This is a genomic window from Microbacterium azadirachtae (assembly GCF_000956545.1).
GTDB lineage: Bacteria > Actinomycetota > Actinomycetes > Actinomycetales > Microbacteriaceae > Microbacterium > Microbacterium azadirachtae.
The window spans coordinates 48,100-69,950 of sequence record NZ_JYIT01000080.1 but is presented as its reverse complement, the minus strand read 5'-3'; the positions used below and the strand labels follow the sequence as shown (position 1 = coordinate 69,950).

General features: G+C 70.9%; 21 protein-coding genes. 12 read left to right on the top strand and 9 right to left on the bottom strand.

Annotated features, from left to right (window positions below):
- Nucleotides 1-23 precede the first annotated feature (23 nt).
- On the bottom strand, nt 24-644 hold the full coding sequence (locus tag RL72_RS11955) for a ScbR family autoregulator-binding transcription factor (protein ID WP_045251132.1): 621 nt from the start codon (nt 642-644) through the stop codon (nt 24-26).
- A 230-nt stretch (nt 645-874) separates the two neighbouring features.
- On the opposite strand from RL72_RS11955, the gene RL72_RS11950 reads away from it, so the two are divergent.
- The 7 genes from RL72_RS11950 (at nt 875) to RL72_RS11920 (ending at nt 5,395) form a co-directional block, all read left to right on the top strand.
- On the top strand, nt 875-1,318 hold the full coding sequence (locus RL72_RS11950; RefSeq protein ID WP_045251072.1) for a DUF3592 domain-containing protein: 444 nt from the start codon (nt 875-877) through the stop codon (nt 1,316-1,318).
- 59 nt (nt 1,319-1,377) lie between these two features.
- The gene (locus RL72_RS11945; protein WP_045251071.1) at nt 1,378-1,755 is read left to right on the top strand and encodes an ArsR/SmtB family transcription factor; all 378 of its coding nucleotides are present in this window, start codon (nt 1,378-1,380) and stop codon (nt 1,753-1,755) included.
- Between the two features lie 21 nt (nt 1,756-1,776).
- Entirely contained in the window at nt 1,777-2,754 is a 978-nt protein-coding gene (locus RL72_RS11940) for an SRPBCC family protein (RefSeq protein WP_045251070.1), read from the top strand.
- Nucleotides 2,755-2,993: 239 nt separating this feature from the next.
- Nucleotides 2,994-3,542 (top strand): hypothetical protein, encoded by a 549-nt coding sequence (locus RL72_RS11935; protein WP_052674355.1) that lies wholly within the window; start codon nt 2,994-2,996, stop codon nt 3,540-3,542.
- 77 nt (nt 3,543-3,619) lie between these two features.
- Nucleotides 3,620-4,675: a DUF998 domain-containing protein gene (locus tag RL72_RS11930; protein ID WP_156156789.1), complete on the top strand. Its 1,056-nt coding sequence runs from the start codon at nt 3,620-3,622 to the stop codon at nt 4,673-4,675.
- Nucleotides 4,676-4,750: 75 nt separating this feature from the next.
- The gene (locus RL72_RS11925) at nt 4,751-4,969 is read left to right on the top strand and encodes a hypothetical protein (RefSeq protein WP_045251069.1); all 219 of its coding nucleotides are present in this window, start codon (nt 4,751-4,753) and stop codon (nt 4,967-4,969) included.
- A gap of 105 nt (nt 4,970-5,074) precedes the next feature.
- The gene (locus RL72_RS11920) at nt 5,075-5,395 is read left to right on the top strand and encodes a YciI family protein (RefSeq protein ID WP_045251068.1); all 321 of its coding nucleotides are present in this window, start codon (nt 5,075-5,077) and stop codon (nt 5,393-5,395) included.
- Between the two features lie 91 nt (nt 5,396-5,486).
- On the opposite strand, the gene RL72_RS11915 is transcribed toward RL72_RS11920, so the two are convergent.
- Entirely contained in the window at nt 5,487-6,803 is a 1,317-nt protein-coding gene (locus RL72_RS11915) for a hypothetical protein (RefSeq protein WP_045251067.1), read from the bottom strand.
- A 260-nt stretch (nt 6,804-7,063) separates the two neighbouring features.
- Between RL72_RS11915 and RL72_RS11910 the strand changes: the two genes are divergently transcribed.
- Both RL72_RS11910 and RL72_RS11905 read left to right on the top strand, forming a co-directional pair.
- Nucleotides 7,064-8,170, top strand: a complete 1,107-nt coding sequence (locus RL72_RS11910) for a helix-turn-helix domain-containing protein (protein ID WP_045251066.1) — start codon at nt 7,064-7,066, stop codon at nt 8,168-8,170.
- A 221-nt stretch (nt 8,171-8,391) separates the two neighbouring features.
- Nucleotides 8,392-8,712, top strand: a complete 321-nt coding sequence (locus RL72_RS11905) for a YciI family protein (protein ID WP_045251065.1) — start codon at nt 8,392-8,394, stop codon at nt 8,710-8,712.
- A 56-nt stretch (nt 8,713-8,768) separates the two neighbouring features.
- Here RL72_RS11905 and RL72_RS11900 read toward each other — a convergent pair whose 3' ends face one another.
- The 5 genes from RL72_RS11900 to RL72_RS11880 all read right to left on the bottom strand — a co-directional run bounded on the left by RL72_RS11900 (nt 8,769) and on the right by RL72_RS11880 (nt 14,353).
- Nucleotides 8,769-9,122: a protealysin inhibitor emfourin gene (locus RL72_RS11900; RefSeq protein ID WP_052674354.1), complete on the bottom strand. Its 354-nt coding sequence runs from the start codon at nt 9,120-9,122 to the stop codon at nt 8,769-8,771.
- Nucleotides 9,103-10,200: a M4 family metallopeptidase gene (locus RL72_RS11895; RefSeq protein WP_175491221.1), complete on the bottom strand. Its 1,098-nt coding sequence runs from the start codon at nt 10,198-10,200 to the stop codon at nt 9,103-9,105. The genes RL72_RS11900 and RL72_RS11895 overlap by 20 nt, the downstream gene beginning before the upstream one ends.
- Nucleotides 10,201-10,264: 64 nt before the next feature.
- Complete coding sequence (locus tag RL72_RS11890) at nt 10,265-12,811, bottom strand: DEAD/DEAH box helicase (RefSeq protein WP_045251064.1); 2,547 nt, start codon at nt 12,809-12,811, stop codon at nt 10,265-10,267.
- A gap of 47 nt (nt 12,812-12,858) precedes the next feature.
- Complete coding sequence (deoD, locus tag RL72_RS11885) at nt 12,859-13,572, bottom strand: purine-nucleoside phosphorylase (RefSeq protein WP_045251063.1); 714 nt, start codon at nt 13,570-13,572, stop codon at nt 12,859-12,861.
- 118 nt (nt 13,573-13,690) lie between these two features.
- Nucleotides 13,691-14,353: a DNA alkylation repair protein gene (locus RL72_RS11880; protein WP_045251062.1), complete on the bottom strand. Its 663-nt coding sequence runs from the start codon at nt 14,351-14,353 to the stop codon at nt 13,691-13,693.
- A 189-nt stretch (nt 14,354-14,542) separates the two neighbouring features.
- On the opposite strand from RL72_RS11880, the gene RL72_RS11875 reads away from it, so the two are divergent.
- Nucleotides 14,543-16,303 (top strand): glycoside hydrolase family 35 protein, encoded by a 1,761-nt coding sequence (locus RL72_RS11875; RefSeq protein ID WP_045251061.1) that lies wholly within the window; start codon nt 14,543-14,545, stop codon nt 16,301-16,303.
- A 33-nt stretch (nt 16,304-16,336) separates the two neighbouring features.
- Here the strand turns inward: RL72_RS11875 and RL72_RS11870 are convergent, their stop codons facing one another.
- Nucleotides 16,337-17,374 carry an FUSC family protein gene (locus RL72_RS11870; RefSeq protein WP_045251060.1) on the bottom strand — a complete coding sequence of 346 codons (1,038 nt, stop codon included), beginning with the start codon at nt 17,372-17,374 and terminating at the stop codon, nt 16,337-16,339.
- 311 nt (nt 17,375-17,685) lie between these two features.
- Between RL72_RS11870 and RL72_RS11865 the strand changes: the two genes are divergently transcribed.
- Both RL72_RS11865 and RL72_RS20575 read left to right on the top strand, forming a co-directional pair.
- Nucleotides 17,686-18,036: a hypothetical protein gene (locus tag RL72_RS11865; RefSeq protein WP_045251059.1), complete on the top strand. Its 351-nt coding sequence runs from the start codon at nt 17,686-17,688 to the stop codon at nt 18,034-18,036.
- Nucleotides 18,037-18,266: 230 nt separating this feature from the next.
- Nucleotides 18,267-21,110: a helix-turn-helix transcriptional regulator gene (locus RL72_RS20575; protein WP_045251127.1), complete on the top strand. Its 2,844-nt coding sequence runs from the start codon at nt 18,267-18,269 to the stop codon at nt 21,108-21,110.
- Between the two features lie 16 nt (nt 21,111-21,126).
- Here RL72_RS20575 and RL72_RS11855 read toward each other — a convergent pair whose 3' ends face one another.
- Nucleotides 21,127-21,795 (bottom strand): TetR/AcrR family transcriptional regulator, encoded by a 669-nt coding sequence (locus RL72_RS11855; RefSeq protein WP_045251058.1) that lies wholly within the window; start codon nt 21,793-21,795, stop codon nt 21,127-21,129.
- Nucleotides 21,796-21,851: the final 56 nt, after the last annotated feature.

Genomic DNA, 21,851 nt, shown 5'->3' with positions numbered 1-21,851 from the left:
CCACCGATTCGTCGACGATCGGGTCAGGCGCGCGCTCCGAGGATGCGCTCCCGCTCGTCGCGTCCGCGGGGCGTCATGATCCCGGTCAGGAAGATCCGCAGCAGGTCGTCGACGCGGCGGGGCAGATCCTTGCGCGCCTCCAGCACATGCGACACGACCTGCGTGCCGGTGTAGGAGGCGACCAGCACGCGGGCGGCGGCGTCCGCGTCCACCTCCGCGTCGATGACGCCCTCGGACTGGCCCTGCCGCAGCAGGTCGGCCATCACGGTGATCCAGCCGAGGTACGGATGGACGGGGCTGTCGTCGAACGCGAGCTCCATCGTGAGCCGGATCCCGCCGCGCACCAGAGGATCGTCGAGGATCTGACGGGCCAGCCCATGGCTCATCATCACCAGCTGCTCGATCGGTCCGGCGCCGGTCGCGGCGGCCGCTTCGGTCAGACGGGACGAGGCGCGGTGCTGCTCGTCGATGACCGCATCCGCGATCTCGCGCTTGGTGGTGAACTGGAAGTACATCGCGCCGCGGGAGACGCCGGAGCGCTGCTCGATCAGGGACAGGCTGGCAGCCGAGTATCCGACCTCGTCGAACACGGCGGCCGCCCCGAGGAGGAGCTGCTCGCGCTTCTCGATCGCACGAGACTGCACGACGCTCCTGCCGCGCCCTTCGGCTCGCACGTTCGACTCCGCCGCCACTGTGGACTCCTGTCTGCTCGGGCCCAGGCTACTGGCGTTGTCGAGGCGAGAACTGTGCGCGGCGGGCGGAGGAATCGAATCAAGGTGACCGGCTCGGTCCTGGTTAGGATCGGTCCGCAGCGCTCGCGTGACGACGGTCCTGTCGGCATGCCGACGAACCGCGTCCTCGGAGAGGTACGACCATGACCACGATCCAGATCGTCGTGTGGAGCGTCTGGGGTGGATTCGTCCTCCTGATGATCGCCGTCTCGGTGTTCCAGCTGAGCAGGATCCGATACCGCGAGCGCGGGATGCGCCACTGGCCGCACGTGCCGGCCGTCGTCGTCGGTCACCAGGAGGTGCCGGGTCTGAGCGAGCCGGGCGAGATCTCGCAGCTGCCGTCGTACCTCAGCGTCTATCGGTACACAGCCGCCGACGGCCAGAGCTTCACGGGGAAGACCGTGTGGAGCGCCGGGCGACCGCTCCCCGAGTCCGAGCGGCTGACGGTGTGCGTCAACCCCGCCGATCCACGCGAGTCGTATCCGGTCGAGCGCACCAGCCGGGTCGTGCTCGTCAGCGCGCTGGGCGCCATGGCCCTGTTCGTCATCGGCTCGTTCTTCTTCGTCCGGGTGCTGGTCGGATCCTGAGGTCGCAAGCGCGACGACACCCTTGACACGGGGATCCGGCCGCCGTAATCTACAACCAAATGGTTGTAAGAAATGAACTGAGCGATGAACAGATCGACCGAGTGTTCCAGGCCCTGGCGGCGAGCACGCGGCGCGACATCCTGCGCCGCACGATCGCCCAGGAGCAGTCCGTCTCCGAGCTCGCCCGCGACTACGACATGTCGTTCGCGGCGGTGCAGAAGCATGTGGCCGTCCTCGAGGCGGCCGAGCTCATCATCAAGCGCGCCGAAGGACGCGAGCGGCTCGTCCGCGCGAATCCCGAGATGATCGCCCGCGCTCGCGCCCTGCTGTCCCGCTACGAGGACCTCTGGCGCTCCCGGATCTCCCGCCTCGACGACCTGCTCGCCGAAGACGCCCCCGACTCCGGATCCGCTCCGCGCGGATCCTCGACCCCCTGACTCACACAGAAGGAGAGTGACATGCCCGTCACCGATGTGATCACCGATCCCGAGAATCTGACGCTGACGATCCTCGCGGACTTCGCTGCGCCGGTGGAGCGCGTATGGGCCGCGTACGCGGACCCGCGCCAGCTCGAGCGCTTCTGGGGCCCTCCGGGATGGCCCGCCACGTTCACCGAGTTCGACCACACGGTGGGCGGCTTCGCGCAGTACCGCCTGATCGGTCCTCGCGGGGAGAAGTCGTCCGGGCGGTGGGAGTTCATCCGCATCGAGGCGCCGACGATGTTCGAGGTGCTGGACTCCTTCGTCGACGACGACGGTCAGCCCGTCGAGGGCTTCCCGGCGATGCGGATGCGCCTCGAGTTCTCGCCGACCGCGGAGGGCACCCGAATGACCGGGACAAGCCACTTCGACTCGGTCGAGGCGCTCGAGCAGGTCGTCGCGATGGGCGTGATCGAGGGCACGAAGGCCGCGATGAGCCAGCTCGACGCGGTGCTGCAGGATCTGCGCGACTACGCCCAGGGCAAGGGCACCCGCCTCGAGGTGCTCGACGACACGCATGTGCGGATCACCCGGCTGGTCGGCGGCCCGCGGGACCTGGTGTGGCGTGCGCACAACGACCCGGAGCTGATGAGGAAGTGGCTGCTCGGTCCGGACGGCTGGGAGATGACGGAGTGCGTGATCGCGACCGAGCCCGGCCAGACCTACCGCAACGCGTGGGCGCCGGTCGGCGACACCGCCGGGCAGGCCTTCGGGTTCGAGGGCGAGGCGCTGCTCGTGGAGGCCCCGCGCCGGATGGTGACCACCGAGCGGATGCAGGGAACCGACGGCCCGACCACGCTGAACGACGTCTCGCTCTATGAGGAGGACGGCGCGACGCTGATCACGCTGCTCGTCGAGTATCCGGACGCCGCGACGCGCGACATGATCCTCGCCACGGGCATGATCGACGGCATGGAGGCTTCCTACGCCCGCATGGAGGACCTCGTCCTGGTCTGACCCACCCGGGTCTGATCCCCCTGGATCCGACTCATCCCGGTCTGAGAAACACGACGCAGGAGATCCCGGTCGATATCGCCCTCCGGGGCGGATTCCGACCGGGATCTCCTGCGTCGTGCGCGGCCGGGGACCGAGACCGGGGGCCGACGGCCGGGTTCGACGCCGGGGCGACGCCGGGCCGCGGGCCGCAGCCACCACCCCGCGCCGGCCGAAGTCCCGGGACGCGGTACGGTCGGAGGATGTCCGCCTTCGTGGTGAAGATCCTCCTCGTGCTCGCCGTGCTCATCCTCGTGGCGGCGGCCGTGTCGAGGATGCGCGGGCGCCGATCGGTCGGCCCGGTGCGGCAGCGCATGCCGATGCTCGTGCTCTTCGTCGGCGTGCTCCTCGTCGCCATGGGCGGGCTGATGGCGCTCGCATCGTTCACCGCGCAGAATGCCGACGGCATGCTCTGGCCCTTGCGGGTCGCATCGGTCGTGATCGCGCTGGGCGGCGCGTGGTTCCTTGTGATGTACCGCAACTTCTACGTCGAGCCGCGTGCGGACGAGGTCGCCTTCCGCACCGTCTGGGGCAGGGAGGGCGTGATCGCGTATGCGGACATCACCGACTTCTCGGTGCACGCCTCCGGCGGTCGGCTGCGGCTCACCGTGCGCGCGGCGTCCGGCGCGCGACTGCGCCTCACCCCGAATCTGTACGACCTGTCGCCCCTCCTGCGGGCGAACGAGTTCCGGCAGCACAACGGGCGCTGGCCGGTGCGCGGCGAGCTGTACGGCGGGCCCGGCCCCCGCTGAGACGGCGACGCGGGTCGGATCCGGTCTCCGCGGACCGGCGCGTCGGCGACGTCCGCGGCGCGTGGTTCGATGACGGCATGGACACCGCTGAACGCCTGCGCGCCGAGACCCGCACGGTCTGGGCGACCGCGCTCTGCTTCGCCGCAGGCGCGATCGCGGGCTTCATCGTGCTGCAGGGGCCGCCTCGTCCCCTGACCGGACCCGGCTCTCTGAGCCAGCCCGTCGCCGTGATCGCTGCCGTGATCGCCGCGGCCGCGTTCGTCACCAGCACGCTGCAGCACCGGCGCGGCGAGACCGCCCCGATGCCGCCGTGGCAGAGCGCCGTCTCACACGTCTCCGCGGTCGCGCTCACGATCGTGTTCGCCGCCGTGACCGCGCTCGGAGTGCTGCTGGCGGGACTCGTGTTCGGCGCCGGGCTGCACGACTTCACGGCGCCGTCGCTCGGCGGGGGACTCATCGCGGGAGCCGCCGCCGCGCTGGGGGGCCGCTTCGCCTACACGGCGGGGATCGGGATCCGCACGCGGGACCTGTCCGCCCTGCTGTTCGGCTTCCTGGCCATCGGCACCCTGTTCGCGATGGCCACCGCGGCGGACCCGCTGTGGTGGCAGCAGAACTTCTCCCAGCTCGGGCTCGGCACCGGTGGCTGGGCGTTCAACGGCACCCTCGTGGTCGCGGGGCTGCTGTTCGCGACGGTGGGCTCCTACATCGGCCGCGACCTGCACCGGCTGCGCGGCGACGCCGCCCTCCGCGGGATCGCCGTGGTCGTCGCACTGTGGGCGGCGACCGGACTGGCCCTCGCCGTCGTCGGTCTCGTGCCGATCGAGCTCAGCCGGGTCGTGCACTGGATCGCCGCGGTCGGCACACTCCTGCTGTTCGCGGCGGCCGCGGCGACCTCCGCGGCCGCGCTGCCCGGACGACCCCGTGCGCTCGCGATCGCGACCATCGGACTCGGTGTGCTGCTGGTCGCGGCCGTCGTGCTGCACTGGCCCATCCGGCTGTACTCGTCCACCGGGCTCGAAGCGATCGCCGTGGGGCTGGGGCTGGTCTGGATGACGACGTTCGTTCGCGTGCTCGCCGTGCTGGTGCCCGACCTTCCGCGGGTCTCGGCGCGGGCCACGCTCCTGCGGGGCTGACCGCACCGGGCCGGGCTCGAGGGAGCCGACGCCTCGATCGGTCCGGTCGGCCGCGCACGGGCGCACAATGGAGCCATGGGCATGTTCACGCAGAAGCCGCAGGAGCCGAGCGCGTGGGCCGCGCTGCCCGGAGAGCCCCTCGACCGCGACGACGACCTGCTGCCCGAGCCGGCGGCGGATCCGTTCGGCATCGGCCTCGGCGCGACGACCTCGGCGACGAGCGTCGCGATCCCCCTCCCGCCCGAAGCGGGCGCGGTCGACGGCGAACCCGCCTCTGAGGGACAACCCCGCTAAGCCTGTTCATAGGTTCATGCCCCACGATCCCCGACGGGGACAGAATGGTCGCCGGCTGGGACAGATTGACTCATGCCGGCACGGACTGAGTTGGGGAAACATCACATGAGCAGATACCTGGTGCTCTACCGGTCGAATGTCTCGGCCGCAGACCAGATGCAGAACGCGGATCCTGAGGCAGGCGCCGAGGGCATGAAGGCCTGGATGGAGTGGGCGCAGCGAGCGGGTGACGCGATCGTCGACCTCGGCTCGCCGACGCAGACCGTCGACGGCGCCGACCCGGGCGCCACCTCCTTCATCGGTGGATATTCCATCGTCCAGGCGGAGTCGCTCGAAGCGCTCACAGCGATCTTCGACGGCCACCCGCACCTCGCCTGGGGCGGCACGATCGAGACGCTGGAGCTGCTCGAGATCCCCGGGATGTGACCCGGGCATCACGCGCCGCGAAGGCCTCCCTCGGTCGGAGGAAGGCCTTCGCGTCATGGAGGCGCTGAGCGCGTGCGGCTTCTCAGGCTCCTCAGCAGGTGCCGGTCTGGTTGAAGTTGACGAAGTCGGCATGCGAACCCTGGTCGCCGCCGTAGTACCCCTGGGCAGAGGTGACTCCGGACGCGACGACGGTGTTCTTGTACGACAAGGTCCCGTTGTTGAGGAAGTAGTGGTTCTTCAACGGGGTCGCCCCCGCCGGAACCGTCGCGTAGGTCTCGCTGAGGCTGCCGTCCCGGTAGCTCTTCCAGACGCCGTTGACGAGCGCGTCGGCGTAGTTGTTGTTCGGGCTGCGGAACGCGACGGCCTGCGTGACGCCGGTGGTCACGAGCGCATTGCGGAAATACAGGGTTCCCGCGTCGAGGAAGTACTGATTGCCCAGAGGGGTCGCGCCGGCCGGCACCACGGAGTTCGTGTAGAGAGGATTGGTGAAGCCGTTCTGGTTGTTGTACGTGTACCAGACGCCGTTGATCAGCACGTCCAGGTAGTCGGCATTGCCGCCGTACGAACCGAAGGCATCGGTCACGTTCGACAGCACAGGGGTGTTGCCGTAGTAGAGGGTGGTCCCGTCCAGGAAGTAGAAGTTCTGGAGCGCCGTCGCCGTCGCGGGCACCGCGGGGTAGGTCGCGTAGGTGCCGTTGGATCCCGTGGTGCCGTAGAAGCTGGTCCACGTGCCGTTGACCAGCATCGTCACCCAGTCGGCGTCGTGGCCGTTGCTGTCGGAGTGGAAGGCGACGGCCTGGGTGACGCCGGATGCGACGATCTTGCCGCCCTTGTTGGTGCTGTTCCCCCACCAGACGGCGCCGTCGGCCAGGAAGAAGTTGTTGCCGAGGGGCGTCGCCGAGGCTGGAATGTTCGCGTAGGTGGTGCTGCGATCGCTCGTGGTGTTGTTGTAGTTCTGCCACACGTAGGTGGTCGTCGTGCTTCCCGTCACGGTGACGCTCGCGGTGGCCGTGGTCGCGCCCGCCGCGGCGATGATCGCGTACGTGCCGTTGTTCGCGGGCGCCTTCAGGGTCAGGCTCACCTGACCGGCGGAGTCCGTCGTGAAGCTCTTCGGCCCCGTGGTCCCGTCGGGCCACATCAGGCCGTCGGGCAGCGACACCGTCACCGCGGCGTTGGCGGAGGGGGAGGCGCCGTTCATCGCCTGGATCGTCGCGGTCATGGTTCCGCACGCGCTCGCGGCGTAGACGGCCGCGGTGAAGGAGAGGGTGGTGATTCCCGATGCGGAGGCAAGCGGCATGGCCGCGGACGCCGCGATCACCGGGATCGACCAGCCCACCCCTTTGACGATCGTCCTCCTCTTGATCGGAAACGCAGCGCCTCCGACATTTCCGTTGATCTCGTTGTTCATTTCTCTCCCCCGTCATGAAAAGGACGGAAAGCGCGACGCGCATTCTCGATGATTGGATCCCACCCGGAGCGGGAATTGCACAAGAGAGTGCGATTCGAAAAGCATTCCGAGGTGTGGCCCAGCCGATGCTACTCCGCGCATTTTCCCGGAATTCTTAAACATATTGATATGTGGGTCATTGCGTCCGGCATGCCGGACAGTGCGTTATCTCGATATCCAGACGAGGGAGACGCCGCAATGCCCGCACGAAGGATGTCGTTGTGCCATTCACCCATCGAGCCCTGCTCGCCGTGCCGGAGCGCAGGCTGGGCGCCGACTCGCTCCGCCATGCCTTCGGTGCCGCCGAGCTGCTGCGCGCACCGGATCGCTCGACGCTCTCGGTGAGCGCCTTGATCATGCCGAAAGTCGCGATCGTCGAGATGGCGACCGACGCGCTGGCCGTGCGCTTGAGCGGCGGGGCGATGCGCGATTCCTATCCGAACGTCCTGTGCATCGTGACCGCCGGCGCGATGAGATATTCCGACGAGAGCCGGCACGTGGATGCCGGCGTCGGCGACGTCATCCACGTCGAGCCGAACATTCCCGCCGATCACCGGGTGACCTATGAGTTCGACGACGGCTTTCGAGGGATCTTCCTCATGGCGAGCCTCGCTGACAAGCCGGTGGCCGCCGGGCCGGGAGGGGGCGCCGATGTCCTTGCCTACGTCTCGCCTCTCGGCGACGCGTATGTGGCCTTCCTCGAATCGCTGACGAAGTCGGCGGACCTTCACGCCCGGGAGCAGGATCCGGAGACCGTCGCGGCCGCCGACGACATCGCCTCGTACATGTTCAACTCGCTGGTGAAGCGCGGCGGAGCGGCAGGCGAACCCGACGACCACCCGCCGGACGGCTCGCTTGCGCGGGCCTTGGCCGCGATACGCGAGACGGCGAACCTCGTCGAGACCACGCCGTCGGCGATCGCCGCTCGTCTGAACTACTCACTCGGACACATGCACCACCTCTTCGAAGGGCATACGCGCACCATCGCGGAGGAGATCCGCTTCCAGCGCACGAGCCTGGCGTTGGAGGCGCTTCGGGATCCCCGTCTGCGGTCCGTCGGGCTGGAGTCCATCTCGACGTCGGCCGGATTCTCCAGCCTGCGCTCGATGAGGCGAGCCGTCACGGCGACGACGGGGATGAGTCCGTCCGAGGTGCGCAGGAACGCCCGGGCACAGCGCCTCGAGAGAAGAGACCGCCAGAGGGGCAAGCAGTCGGAGTGGCCGTGGCAAGGTCCCGGCAGCACCTCCGGCGCGAGACCGCTCGGGCCGACGTCGACGAGCACGAGCCGCGGCGGAACCGGCCGGTCCGAGACCGGCGTGCGCGGATGACGTCCGGCGGCGATCCTCCGTGACGCGTCGCGGGGTCGCATCGCCGGACGACACGGTGCGCCCGGCCCCGGCCCCGGCCCCGGAGCCGGACGGCGGCGTCTCGTCCCACACCGCGACGGCAGGCCCGTTCATAGGTTCATGCGTCACGATCCCCCGCGGGGACATTGGTCGCCGGCTGGCACGGACCAGCCGTGCCGGCGTGGACGAGATTGGGGAATCACATGAGCAAGTACCTGGTGCTGTACCGGTCGAACGTGTCGGCCGCCGAGCAGATGCAGAATGCGGATCCTGAGGCGGGCGCCGAGAGCATGAAGGCGTGGATGGAGTGGGCGCAGCGAGCGGGTGACGCGATCGTCGACCTCGGCTCGCCGACGCAGACCGTCGACGGCGCCGACCCGGGCGCCACCTCCTTCATCGGCGGATATTCCATCGTCCAGGCGGAGTCGCTCGACGCGCTCACGGCGATCTTCGACGGCCACCCGCACCTCGCCTGGGGCGGCACGATCGAGGCGCTGGAGCTGCTGGAGATCCCCGGTATGTGAACCGCTGCCGGCACCGCGCTCGGCTCGGTCGTTCCGAACGGCCGAGCCGAACGTGCTCACCGCTGCGGGGCGCCTCCGCCGTCGGCGGCGCGCACGGCATCGACGAGCTCACGCCAGGGGCCGGAGAGATGCTCCTCCGGGATCACCTGCTCGCGCCGCACACGGCGGACGCGGGCTTCGATGCGCCATACGAAGCGATCGGCGCCGGAGCCGGACGGCGGCTTCTCATCCCACGGGCAGCGGTCGACGAGCAGCAGCCACTGCTCCCTGTCGTCGCCGGCGGGCTGCACGCTCCACCGCCGCGTCATCCCCGCGATGCCTCCGCTGCGCGCGACACGGATCGCGACGCCGTCGTCGTCATCGGCGTCGGACGGGATCCCGACAGGCGGGTCAGCCGGCGGAGCGCCCATCGCCCGTCGCCTTGATCACTCCCACCGACGCCCAGGCCATGCGCGCCGCATCGCCTGTCGCTCGGCTGACCTTGTCGGCCTCCGCGATGGTCGCGCGGGCGAACTGCGCGAACGTCGACGACGCCGGCAGGCCGCCCGACAGCGCGCGGTACCAGACGGAGCCCGCTGTCTCCCAGGCGTTGCCCCCGAGCTCCACCGCGAAGAGCGCGAACGCCCTGTTGGGGATGCCCGAGTTGATGTGCACCCCGCCGTTGTCGTCGGTGGTGGTCACGTAGCCGCTCATGTCGGCCGGCTGCGGATCCTTGCCGAGCTCGGGGTCGTCATAGGCGGTGCCCGGATGGAGCATCGACCGGAGCGCCTTGCCGTGCACGGCCGGTGTGAAGATGCCCGCGCCGATCAGCCAGGTCGCCTCGTCGGCCGTCTGGTCGAGGAGATGCTGCTCGGTGAGCGCCCCGAACACGTCGGCGATCGACTCGTTCAGCGCGCCGGGCTGCCCCTGGTACTCCAGACCGGCGGTGTACTGGACCACGCCGTGTCCGAGCTCGTGCCCGATCACCGTGGTCGAGGCGGTGAAGCCCTGGAACACCTGGCCGTCGCCGTCGCCGAACACCATCCGCTCGCCGTTCCAGAAGGCGTTGTCGTATCCGGATCCGTAGTGCACCGTCGCGTCGAGCGCGAGACCCTTGCCGTCGACGGAGTTGCGCTGGAACGCGTCGAGCAGCAGCTGGAAGGTCGCCCCCAGCCCGTCGAAGGCCTGGTTGACGGCGACATCGGCGACGGTCGGCTCGTCCTCGGTGCGCACGACCGTGCCGGGAAGGCTCTCGGTGCCGTGCGCGTCGCTGATGGTGCGGTTCGGCGCGGCTTCGACCGTCGCGACGAGGGATCCGTTCTCGTCGATCGACAGACGGAGCTGGGACCGATGGGCCGCGGGCGTCGGCGCGATGAGCGTCTGCCGCGCCGCCTCCGCCGCCTGCGTGTAGCGCTCCGACTCCGCCAGCTTCGCCAGAAGGTAGGACGGGATGATCCCCTGATGCAGCAGGGGCCGTGCCGATGCTGGTTCGCGTTCGTGAATGGTCATTGGCGGGCCTCCGATCGCTGGGTGTCTTCGACCCTACGCCGGGTCGCCGACACCGGCACCGGTTCTACAGGCGGTCCACAGCCTTCACGACGACGACCGCTTCCCCCGCCTCGTCGGAGGCGTCGAGATCGACCGTCGCGGTGATCCGCCAATCGTGGTCGCCCGCCGGATCGTCGAGGATCTGCTGCACCGACCACGCCCGCGCCGGCCGCTCCTGGTCGGGACCGCCGGTCTCGTCGATGATGAGCAGCGCCGCACTGCGGGCGTCCGGGCCCGTGCGGATCTCGTCGTGCTCGGCGAAGTACGCGTCCAGCGCCGCGTCCCAGCCCTCGGCGCCGAACTCGGGATCGAGCGCGGCGAGGGCGTCGAGATCCTCGCGGGCGGCGAGCTGCACGCGCCGGAACAGCTCGTTGCGCACCAGGATGCGGAACGCCCGGACGTTCGTGGTGAGGCGCTGGGGCGCGGGGGGCACCACGGGCTCGTCGTCGTGGGCGACGGGGTGCCCGGAGACGAGTTCCTCCCACTCGTCGAGCAGGGAGGAGTCGACCTGGCGGACGAGCTCGCCGAGCCACTCTATGAGGTCGCGCAGCTCTTCGGTCTTCAGGTGCTCCGGGATGGTCTGCGACGCCGCCCGATAGGCGTCGGAGAGGTAGCGCAGCACCACGCCCTCCGACCGGGCGATCTTGTAGAGGGCGACGTATTCCCCGAACGACATGGCCCGTTCGTACATGTCGCGCACCACGGATTTCGGGTGCAGCTCGAAGTCGCGGATCCACGGCTGCGCGGCCCCGAAGGTCTCGAACGCGGCGGTCAGCAGCTCGTCGAGCGGCTTCGGGTACGTGATCTCCTCGAGCGCCTCCATGCGCTCCTCGTACTCCATGCCCTCGCGCTTCATGGCCGCCACGGCCTCGCCGCGTGCCAGGAACTCCTGCTGGCTGAGCACGGCGCGCGGGTCGTCCAGCGTCGCCTCCACGATCGACAGCATGTCCAGGGCGTAGGCGCCGCTCCCCGTGCCCGACGAAGGATCCGGATCCAGCAGCTCGAACGCGGCCAGCGCGAACGGCGACAGCGGCTGGTTCAGCGCGAAGTTCGGCTGCAGGTCCACCGTGAGCCGGACCGTGCCGTCAGGGGCTCGCTCGACGATCCCGGACTCCCGCAGGGTCCGGTAGATCCCCAGCGCCCGCAATGCCAGGATCCGCTGCCGGGCGCGCGGCTCGTGGTTGTCATATACCAAGGCGCGCATATTCGCGAAGACGTCGCCGCCCCGCCCGATCACGTTGAGCATCATCGCGCTCGTGATCTGCATGTGCGAGGTCAGCGTCTCGGGCTCGGCGGCGATGAGCTTCTGGAAGGAGGGCTCACCCCAGGAGACGAATCCGTCGGGGGCCTTCTTGCGGATGATCTTGCGCTTCTTCTTCGGGTCGTCTCCCGCCTTGCGGATCGCGGCGAGGTTCTCCGTCTCGTGCTCCGGCGCCTGTGCGACGACCGTGCCCGCGGTGTCGAATCCCGCGCGGCCCGCCCGCCCGGCGATCTGATGGAACTCCCGGGCGTTGAGCTGGCGCATCCGCGTGCCGTCGAACTTCGTCAGAGCCGTCAGCAGCACGGTGCGGATCGGCACGTTGATGCCGACGCCGAGGGTGTCGGTGCCGCAGATCACGCGCAGCAGACCCCGCTGCGCGAGCTGCTCGACGAGACGGCGGTACTTCGGCAGCATGCCGGCGTGATGCACCCCGATGCCCATCCGCAGCAGCCGTGCCAGCGTCTTGCCGAAGGAGGTCGTGAAGCGGAAGCCGCCGATGAGCTCGGCGATCTCGTCACGCTGCTCGCGCGTGGCGACCTTCGCGCTCGCGAGGGCCTGGGCGCGCTCCATGGCCGCCGCCTGGGAGAAGTGCACGATGTAGACGGGCGCGCGGTCGGTCTGCAGCAGATCCTCGATCGTCTCGTGGATCGGCGTGGTCTCGTAGAAGAAGTGCAGCGGCACCGGGCGCTCGACCCCGGTGACGACCGCGGTGCCCCGGCCGGTGCGCCGGGTGAGGTCTGCGGCCAGTGCGGTGACGTCGCCGAGGGTCGCAGACATGAGCACGAACTGCGCCTGAGGCAGGGTGAGCAGCGGAACCTGCCACGCCCAGCCGCGATCCGGGTCCCCGTAGAAGTGGAACTCGTCCATGACCACCTGGCCGACCTCGGCGTCCGGCCCCTCGCGCAGCGCCAGGTTCGCCAGGATCTCCGCCGTGCAGCAGACGATCGGCGCATCCGCGTTCACGGCGGAGTCGCCCGTGACCATGCCCACGTTCTCCGCACCGAACACCTCGACGAGACTGAAGAACTTCTCGCTCACGAGGGCCTTGATCGGGGCCGTGTAATAGGTGCGCCGTCCGTCGGCGAGGGCCGCGAAGTGGGCCGCCACGGCGACCAGCGACTTGCCCGTCCCGGTCGGGGTGCTGAGGATCAGGTTCTGCCCCGACACGATCTCGATGACCGCCTCGTCCTGCGCGGGATAGAGCGTGATCCCGCTCTGCTCGACCCATTCCACGAACGCGAGATAGACCGCGTCGGGATCCGGATCCCCCGCGGCCGGGCGGACGACGGACGGATCGAGGCGCGCAGACATGATGTGTCGATCATCCCACCGCCCGGTGCGGGCGCGGCCACGCCGGGTCAGGCAGCGGTCGCGGCCTCGAGCGCGATGCGCACCATGTCGCCGAAGCTCTGCTCGCGCTCCAGGGAGGTCGTCTCCTCGTGCGTGACCAGGTGATCGGACACCGTGCAGATGCTCAGCGCACGCCGGCCGAAGAAGGCGGCGAGCGTGTAGAGCGCGCTGGTCTCCATCTCGACGGCGAGAGCGCCGTGCTGCACCAGCGGGTCCGTCAGCTCCGGGCGCGTGTTGTAGAACTGGTCGCCGGAGAACAGCAGGCCCACGTGCACGGCGTGCTCCAGATCCATCCGCTCGCTCGCCTCGACGGCGCGGCGCAGCAGGCTGAAGTCGGCGACCGGGGCGTAGTCCTGGCCGTGGAAGCGGATCCGGTTGATCCCGGAGTCGGTGCACGCGCCGTTCGCGATGATGATGTCGCGCATCCCCACCTTCTCCGTGAGCGCGCCGCAGGATCCCACCCGCACGATCGTCTGCACGTCGTACTCGCGGAACAGCTCGTTCGCGTAGATGGACATCGACGGCTGCCCCATGCCCGAGCCCTGCACCGACACGCGGTGCCCCCGCCAGGTGCCCGTGAAGCCGAGCATCCCGCGCACCTCGGAGTACAGCTCCGCGTCGTCGAGGAAGTTCTCCGCGATCCACTTCGCGCGCAGCGGATCCCCGGGGAACAGGACGACGGGGGCGATCTGGCCGGGGGCGGCGGCGATGTGGGTGCTCATGCGCTCAGCGTATGCGGCGCCTCGAGCGGCCGCGACGCAGCGCGCAGATGCGCGGGGATCCTGCGTCGTCGTGCGCGCGGGGCGGGCTCATCCCTGGCGGCGCACGCGGACAGGGGGCTCATCCCTGGCGGCGCACCATCTCGGCGATCCACAGCGGCGCGAACGGCGACGTGCAGTTCGGCGGCACCGGATAGTCGGCGAGCACCTGCAGGCGCTCGCCGATCGCGATCGCCCGATCGCGCAGCGCGGGATGGTGGATCCCGATGGTGGCGAGGGTCTCGTTCATCGCCCACTGCTCGCGCGACGGGGCGTCCGCCAGCTCGCGCTCGATCCGGTCCAGCAGCGCGTCGAGGTCGAGACCGTCGGGGTTCTTCGCGACCCGGGCGCTCGTGAGCGACCACGCGGCGGCGCGCGCGTTCGGATCCGCGTCGTCGATCCAGCGCCGGCGCAGCTCCTCGGCGAGCGGCGACTTCTTCACGACGTACGCGACGAGCCAGTCGTGCGCCTTGGCGCTCTCCGTGGCGCGGATCATGGCGTCGAGCTCGTCGGCGTCGAACGCGCGCGGCTTCGCGAGCAGGATCCCCAGCAGCTGCCCGGCGACGTCGCCGGAGGCCCAGAGTTCGCGGGCGAGATCCGGGTCGGTGCCGATCTTCTTGGCGAGGCCGCGCAGCTTCGTGAGGTTCACGCCGTGGGCATCGCCGTGCCGCTCGTTGATCGCGCGGGCCTTCGGGTCCTCGAGCGCGGCGAGTTCGGCGAGGGCCTCGGGCAGGGTGGTCGGCATGCCGCCAGCCTACGGCGGGCGGATCCGGTCGGCAGGTGTTCCCGCCCGCCGGTGGGCCGCCCCCGCCCGCGGGTGCTCTTGCCTGCGGAAGAGGCGGAATCTCCTGCGTTGTGCGCGGAAGAGTGCGCGCACCCGTCGAGTGCGCCAGAATGGTGACGCAAACATGACCCACGGCACGCCAGGAGAGCCATGACCGAGACCCCGCGCGCCGCGCTCACCCACGAGGACGGCGTGCTGCTGCGGCACGGCACGCCTTTCCGGATGCTGTCGGGGGCCGTGCACTACTTCCGCATCCACCCCGACCAGTGGGAGGACCGGCTGCGCCGTCTCGCGGCGATGGGCGCGAACACCGTCGACACGTACGTCCCGTGGAACTTCCACGAACGTGCCGAGGGTGACGTCGACTTCACCGGCTGGCGTGACGTGGAGCGGTTCATCCGGCTGGCCGGCGACGTCGGCCTCGACGTGTTCGTGCGTCCGAGCCCGTACATCTGCGCGGAGTGGTCGAACGGCGGGATCCCGTCCTGGCTGAGCGCTCGCACGCGTGCGCTGCGCACGAGCGACCCCGTCTTCCTCGCCGCGGTCGACGCTTGGTACGACGCGCTGGTCCCGCGGCTCGCGCCTCTGCAGGCCGCGCACGGCGGACCCATCACGGCTGTCCAGATCGAGAACGAGTACGGATCCTTCGGCAGCGACCACGACTACCTCGTGCACCTGCGGGACGGACTGCGCGCACGCGGCATGGTCGAACTGCTGACCACGGCCGATGGCACGACGGCCGACATGGTGCGCAACGGCAGCGTCGACGGGGCGATGGGCTCGTTCACCTTCGGCACCGGGGTGGCGCTCGCCGAGAAGCTCCGCAAGCCCGGCGACGCGCTGCTGTGCGCCGAGCTGTGGGGCGGCTGGTTCGACCACTGGGGCGAGCAGCACCACGTGCGCTCGGCCGCGAGCATGATCGGCACGGTCGAGGAGCTGCTGGCCGCGGGCGGATCCGTGAGCCTGTACATGGCGCACGGCGGCACGAACTTCGGACTCTGGGCGGGCGCCAACCACGACGGCGCACTGCAGCCGACGGTCACTTCCTACGACTCGGATGCGCCGATCGGCGAGGACGGATCCCTGAACGCCAAGTTCCACGCGCTGCGCGCCGCGTTCGCGCCGTTCCACGCGGGCGACCTGCCGCCGGTCCCCGAGGCGCCCCGTCGGCAGGCGGCGGCCACGGCTGCGCTGACGCCGATCGGGACGCTGCTCGACGTCGTGCGCGCGGTGCCCGCTGCGCGCACCGCGCCGATGCCGCTGTCGTTCGAGGAGCTCGGCGCCGAAGACGGGCTGGTCGCGTACGAGGCGGAGGTGTCCTACGAGCCCGGGGCGGTGCTGAGCGTCGACGTGCTGCACGATCGCGCCGTGGTGTTCCTCGACGGCGAGCGCCTGGGCGTGCTGGAGCGCGACGGCGAGCGCTCGCTCGTGCTGCCGGCGGACGGCGGATCCGGCCTGCTCACGCTGGTCGTGGAGAGCCAGGGTCGCGTGAACTACGGCACGCACACGGGGGAGCGCAAGGGCATCCTGGACGGTGTCCGCATCGGCCGCCGCTTCGCGCACGGGTGGACCCACCGCGTCCTGCCGCTCGATGCCCCCGTGGGGGCGGGTGCCGACGCGGTCGCGCCGGCGGCGGCCGACGGTCTCGGCGTCGCCGTGTTCGACGTCGCCGATCCCGCCGACGCGTGGCTGGCCTTCCCCGGATCCGCCAACGCCCTGGTCTGGCTGAACGGCTTCCTGCTCGGCCGGTACCGGGCGGTCGGACCGCAGGTCACCCTGTACGCGCCCGCTCCGCTGTGGCGCACCGGGCGGAACGAGATCCGCGTGCTCGACACCGACGCGCTCGGATCCGCCGTGGAGATCCGCGAGGAGCCCGACTTCGGCCCGGTCGAGGAGTTCATCGGATCCTGAGCGCACCGGCCGCGACGGCGGGGGCTCCGGCCCTCAGGCCTCGTCGCGGAGCCCTGCGCGGATGCGGCGCAGGTCTTCCGTGAGCGAGCCGATGAGCACCCAGTTGCGCGACGACGGCGGGCGGATCTCGAGCGGCGAGGTGAGCGCCGGGATCGCGGACGTGAGCGCCTCGGGCTCGGGGACCACCTCGGCGACCTGCACGGCGAGGCGCACGTCGTGGCCCGCCCGGTGCAGCTGCTCCGCGATCGCGGGGACCGCCGGCTCGGCGGGCAGCGTCGTGTCGTACTGGTCGACATAGGCGCGGGTCATCCCGATCACCTGGGTGACGATCGGCCCGAGCCTCTCGAGCAGGGCGCCCATGGCGGCGAGCTCCGTGCGGTGCCGGGATCCGCGCGGGTTCAGGGTGAGCGACTCCTCGCCCGCGCCGAGGGACGCGTCCGCAGCCTCCTTCATGGGGCGGAGCAGGCGCGCCTTCAGCATGAGCTCCTGCAGGTGCGCCTGGCTCTGGTCCTCGGTGATCGCGTCGCCGAGGCGGTCGAGCGTCGCGGCGAGCTCGGCACCGAGGAGCGCCAGATCGCGGCGCACCGGGTCGACCAGCACGGGCGGCACCACGGCCACGTTGACCACTAAGCCGATGGCGGCGCCGATGAGCGTCTCCAGGATCCGGTCCACGGCGTAGTCGGGGCTCGCGGAGCCGAGCGCGAGCACGAGCATCGCCGAGATCGCGACCTGGTTCGCGGTTCCCGGCGTCGCCTTGAACGACCACGCCACCACCATGGCCACGACGACCGCGAGCAGCACGACCCAGCTGAGTCCTCCGAGCGCGAGGCTCAGCAGCACCGCGATCACGACGCCGGCGATGACGCCGATGCTGCGCTCGACGGCCTTGGCGAACGACTGGTTCACGCTCGGCTGCACCACGAGCAGCGCCGCGATCGCCGCGAACACGGGAAGATGCCCCGGCACGAGCCAGCCGGCGACGAGCCAGGCCGCGATCGTCGCGGCCGCCGACTTCGCGACCTGCAGCAGCGGCGCGCGCCGGGCGGCACGGAGGGCGGCGAGCGGACGCATGCTTCCACGGTAGTCCGCCCCTCCGCCCGGCGCGCGAGCTGCGGGGTCGGCGGGGTCGGTTCGTGCGCGCAGTGCCGGGGCGACCGAACACAACGCAGGAATTGCTGCGGACGCACCAGGAGCGAGTCTGGGGATTCCGCGGATCCTGGCCGCCGCAGACGCCGACTCGAGAGTGCACTCCTGCGTCGTGTTCGAGGGCTGCTGCGGTTCGGGCCGGGATCTGAGGTGGGTGCTGCCGAAGATAGGGCATCTGCCCGATGGGGGAGGGGTGCCTTAGCGACGAGTGTATGAGTACCGGAGAAGGAGAGATCATGACCATGCACCCCTCGATGAGCTACCGCATCACGACGCTCGAGATCGAGCAGGCCGCGATCCGCGCCGAGCGCGCGCGGATCGCCGCCGAGCACGCCGACCAGATCGTGCGCCGCGACGGGATCCTGCGTCGCGCACTGCGCCTCCTGCAGAACAGCCGCGCGACGGCGACCGCCGTGCGCCCGGCCGTCCCGGCGACGGCCGTGGCCGAGGCGCCCGCCCCCGCGACCGTGTCGGCACCCGTCCCCGCGGCGCCCGTCGCGGAGCTCGCGTCGGCGACCGTCGAGGCGTCGACGGCGGGCGCGGCGCGCGACCGCGAGCTGGTCGGCTGCGCCCCGCACGCCGCGTGACCGGCGCCGCCGACGGGCACGTCGCACCGCCCGCCCGCACCCTCGCACCGAAGAGCCTCCCGACGTTGGATCCGATCCCGGATCCGGCCCCGGGAGGCTCTTCTGCCGCGCTGCCCATGATCGCGCCCTCGACCGTCTCCTCCGAGGCCTCCTCCGCCGATGTCTCTGCCGACAGCGGCGAGAGGCTTCCGGGGGCGCCCGATGTCGGTGGCAGGTGGCACGATGAAGACATGTCCCTCGCCACCACGTCGGCCGCCATGGTCGGGCGCGATGCCGAACTCGCCCTCCTCGACACGGCCCTGCGCCGCGCCGTCGACGGCGAGAGCGCCTCGGTGCTCGTCGGCGGCGAGGCGGGGATCGGCAAGTCCCGGCTGACGGCGGAGTTCCGTCGTCGCGTGGCCGACGAGGCGGCCGTGCTCACCGGGTGGTGCCTCGACTACGGCTCCACGCCGGCGCCCTTCGGTCCGCTGCCGGCGATCCTGCGCGCTGTGATCGACGAGCTCGGCGACCGGGCTGACGAAGCCGCGGGTCCGGGGCGCGACGCGCTGCAGCTTCTCCTTCCCGAGCGTGCGACGGCTCCGGTCGACCGCTCTGCGATCCGCCCCGAGGGCCTGCGCGAGACGATCGCGAACCTGCTCGAGGCCGCCGCTGCGATCCGGCCCGTGGTCGTGATCGTGGAAGACCTGCACTGGGCCGACGCGGCGACGCTGTCGATGCTGTCGTTCCTGCTGCGCGCCCTCGCCGGCCGCCGTGTGCTGTTCCTCTTGACCTGCCGCATCGACGAGGTGCGCCGCGGCGGCGCCGTGCGCACGTTCCTCGCGGAGGCCGAGCGGGCGCGCCTGCTCGACAGGGTCACGCTCGAGCGCCTCGACGCGATCGCGGTGCGCGATCTGGTGCTCGGGCTGCGCGGCGCCGTCGACGACGCCGCCCTCGCGCGGCTCATGGAGCGCAGCGAGGGCGTGCCGTTCTTCATCGAGGAGCTGCTGTGCAACGTGCAGGGCCCCATGCCCGACACGCTGCGCGACGTGCTGCTCGCCCGGTTCGACGCCCTCGGCGACGACGCCAAGCGCGTGGTGCGGGTGGCCTCGGGATCCGACGGCGCGATCGCGCACGACCTGCTCGCCGCGCTGGCGGGTTTCGGCGACGAGCGGCTCGACGAGGCTCTGCGCGAGGCGATGGGCGCCGGGATCATCGGGGTGTCGGATCGGGAGAGCTACGGATTCCGGCACGCGCTGCTGCGCGAGGCGGTGCACGACGACCTGCTCCCGGGCGAGCGGGCGCGCCTGCACTGGGCGTACGCCGATGCGCTGGAGACGGCAGGGGGAGCGCCGTCGACGCTGGCCTTCCACTGGCACCGCTCGCACGACTACCCGCGCGCGCTGGCCGCCGCGGTCAGCGCCATGCAGGAGGCGAAGAACAGCTACGCGTTCTCCACCGCGGCGCGGTTCGGCGAGCTGGCGCTCGAGCTGTGGGATCAGGTGCCGGACGCGGCAGAGGTCGCGGGCGTCGAGCGGATCCCCCTCCTCGCCCAGGTCGGCTCGATCCTGCGCAACGGCGGCGACGGGGAGCGCGCGCTCGCCGTCGTCTCGCTCGCGCTCGCCGAGATCGACCCGGCGACGGAGGACCGCTCGGTGCACGCGCGGCTGCTGCGCGACAAGGCCCTGTACCTGCAGAACCTGGGCCGGGGCGGATCCGTCGATCTCTTCCTCGAAGCGCTCGCGATCATCGAGGACGAGCCGGGGCAGGAGCGGCTGCGCGCCGCTCTGCTCGGCTATCTCGCAGGTCGTTATCTCATCGGCGCCCGGCTCGAAGAGGCCGTCGCGACCGCCGACGAGGCATACCGGATGGCGGAGTCGATCGGCTTCGACAACGTGATGTCGGTGGCGGCGAACCTGCGCGGCTGCAGCAGGATCCACCTCGGCGAGGTCGAGGCCGGTCTCGCCGACTTCCGTCTCTCCTGGGAGCATGCGGTCGACCACGACGCCCAGCTGCGCTACCGGGTGAACTACGCCGACAGTCTCAACATGCTCGGCCGCTTCCGCGAGGCGGTCGAGGTCGCCGAGGCGGGGGTCGCGCACTCGCGCACGCTCGGCGTCGAGCGATCGACGGGCGCCATCCTGTCGCACAACATGGTCGAGCCGCTCCTCGAGCTCGGCGAGATCGACCGTGTGGAGGAGATCTCCGCGCGGGACCTCGCGGTGCGCACTCTGCAGGTGTTCCGGATGTACTCGACGATGTCGCGTATCCGGGCTCTCACGTGGCGCGGCGAGATGGACGAGGCGGTCCGCGTGCTGCGCGAGTGGCGCTCGATCGCCGAGGGCGTGGCCGCGGTCGAGCGGCAGGTCTGGTACTCGCTGCACGACGTCGAGATCCTGATCGCGCTCGGGCAGGGCGACCCCGTGCGCGCGGCCGCAGAGCTGCGCGTCGTGATCGAGGATCCGGGTCCGCGGCTGGCCCTGCTGGGGCGGATCCTGCTCGAAGGCGGCCGGGTCGTGGCGGATCTGCGCGCCGACGGCCACGATGCGCTCGCGCACTCCACGGCGGAGCTGGTGCGCGCCCGGTGGGACTCCCTGCCGGTCGAGCTGCAGCATCCGCAGTGGGGCACCGTGCTCGGCGCGGTGCTCGACGGCGATGCGGATCGGCTGCAGACGGCCGTGCCCGCGGCGGACGGCGACGACGTACCCGCCGTGTTCCGCGCGGTCGTGCGCCTCGAGCGCGCGAGGGCGCTGGTGGCGGCGGGCGACCGTGCGGCGGCGCTCGATGCCGCGGCCGAGGCCGCCGCGGTGGCGGAGGCGCTCGGCCACGATCGGCTGCGGCGCCGCACGGCGGAGTTCATCGACGCGGCGGGCCTGAGCCGGACGTCGTCCCGGGGTGCGCATGTCGCGGAGAGCGTGGAGCTCACCGCCCGCGAGCAGCAGGTGCTCGACCTCATCGCGGAGGGTCTCAGCAACCGCCAGATCGGCGAGCGGCTGTTCATCAGCGGCAAGACCGCGAGCGTGCACGTGTCCGCGATCCTGCGCAAGCTCGGCGTCTCCTCGCGCACCGAGGCCGCCGTGGCCCAGCGCGCCCGCTGAGACCGGGCGCCGCCGGTCAGAGCGCGAGCGTGCCGAGCAGGATCACCTCGATCGCACGCGCGGAGGATCCCTCGAACCGCTCCGGGAGGAAGATCAGCGACGGGTCGAGGGCATACGCGTCCTGAACGGCCTGCGGGGGATGCGTGTGCGTCCAGTAGGCGCCGACGGCGATCAGGATCGACCGGGCCGCGTCGCCCGCCTGCGCCGGTGTCAGCTCCGGGACGACCTGACGCAGCAGCGCGCCGAAGCGATCGAGGGCCTCGTATCCGTTCCGCTTGAAGCGCGTGATCGTCTCCACGGAGACGTTGTGCTCGAGGACCCCGGCCTGGGCGGCGATGAGCTCGCAGAGCATCTCGTGCCGCGCGAAGGCCGACGCGAGGGATGCGGCGGTGGCCGCCACGCGCCGTCTCACGTCGCCGTCGGTCGGGATCTCCGCGGGGAGGCTCACGTGCACCTCGGTGAAGAGCACCTCGGCCTGCTCGCCGAGCAGGTCGAGCAGCACCGCCTCCCGCGATTCGAAGTAGCGCAGCACGTTCGACTTGGCCAGGCCCACGCGGCGGCTCAGTTCGTTGAGGCTCACTTCGGCCACGGGCAGCTCCGTCAGCATCGCGGCGGCCGTGTCGAGGATCGCTCGCCGGCGGACCTCGCGCTGCTCCTCGGTGCGCGCGCGCTGGAACGTGGTCATGCCCTCACTCTACAGACTGCCGGTCTCTTGACAAAGGACCATCGGTTCTTTAACTT

Coding starts and splice junctions, on each gene's coding strand:
- RL72_RS11950 (WP_045251072.1), top strand. CDS start 875: ATGACCACGATCCAGATCGTCGTGTGGAGCGTCTGGGGTGGATTCGTC.
- RL72_RS11945 (WP_045251071.1), top strand. CDS start 1,378: ATGGTTGTAAGAAATGAACTGAGCGATGAACAGATCGACCGAGTGTTC.
- RL72_RS11940 (WP_045251070.1), top strand. CDS start 1,777: ATGCCCGTCACCGATGTGATCACCGATCCCGAGAATCTGACGCTGACG.
- RL72_RS11935 (WP_052674355.1), top strand. CDS start 2,994: ATGTCCGCCTTCGTGGTGAAGATCCTCCTCGTGCTCGCCGTGCTCATC.
- RL72_RS11930 (WP_156156789.1), top strand. CDS start 3,620: ATGGACACCGCTGAACGCCTGCGCGCCGAGACCCGCACGGTCTGGGCG.
- RL72_RS11925 (WP_045251069.1), top strand. CDS start 4,751: ATGGGCATGTTCACGCAGAAGCCGCAGGAGCCGAGCGCGTGGGCCGCG.
- RL72_RS11920 (WP_045251068.1), top strand. CDS start 5,075: ATGAGCAGATACCTGGTGCTCTACCGGTCGAATGTCTCGGCCGCAGAC.
- RL72_RS11915 (WP_045251067.1), bottom strand. CDS start 6,803: ATGAACAACGAGATCAACGGAAATGTCGGAGGCGCTGCGTTTCCGATC.
- RL72_RS11905 (WP_045251065.1), top strand. CDS start 8,392: ATGAGCAAGTACCTGGTGCTGTACCGGTCGAACGTGTCGGCCGCCGAG.
- RL72_RS11900 (WP_052674354.1), bottom strand. CDS start 9,122: ATGGGCGCTCCGCCGGCTGACCCGCCTGTCGGGATCCCGTCCGACGCC.
- RL72_RS11895 (WP_175491221.1), bottom strand. CDS start 10,200: ATGACCATTCACGAACGCGAACCAGCATCGGCACGGCCCCTGCTGCAT.
- RL72_RS11890 (WP_045251064.1), bottom strand. CDS start 12,811: ATGTCTGCGCGCCTCGATCCGTCCGTCGTCCGCCCGGCCGCGGGGGAT.
- deoD (WP_045251063.1), bottom strand. CDS start 13,572: ATGAGCACCCACATCGCCGCCGCCCCCGGCCAGATCGCCCCCGTCGTC.
- RL72_RS11880 (WP_045251062.1), bottom strand. CDS start 14,353: ATGCCGACCACCCTGCCCGAGGCCCTCGCCGAACTCGCCGCGCTCGAG.
- RL72_RS11875 (WP_045251061.1), top strand. CDS start 14,543: ATGACCGAGACCCCGCGCGCCGCGCTCACCCACGAGGACGGCGTGCTG.
- RL72_RS11870 (WP_045251060.1), bottom strand. CDS start 17,374: ATGCGTCCGCTCGCCGCCCTCCGTGCCGCCCGGCGCGCGCCGCTGCTG.
- RL72_RS11865 (WP_045251059.1), top strand. CDS start 17,686: ATGACCATGCACCCCTCGATGAGCTACCGCATCACGACGCTCGAGATC.
- RL72_RS20575 (WP_045251127.1), top strand. CDS start 18,267: ATGTCCCTCGCCACCACGTCGGCCGCCATGGTCGGGCGCGATGCCGAA.
- RL72_RS11855 (WP_045251058.1), bottom strand. CDS start 21,795: ATGACCACGTTCCAGCGCGCGCGCACCGAGGAGCAGCGCGAGGTCCGC.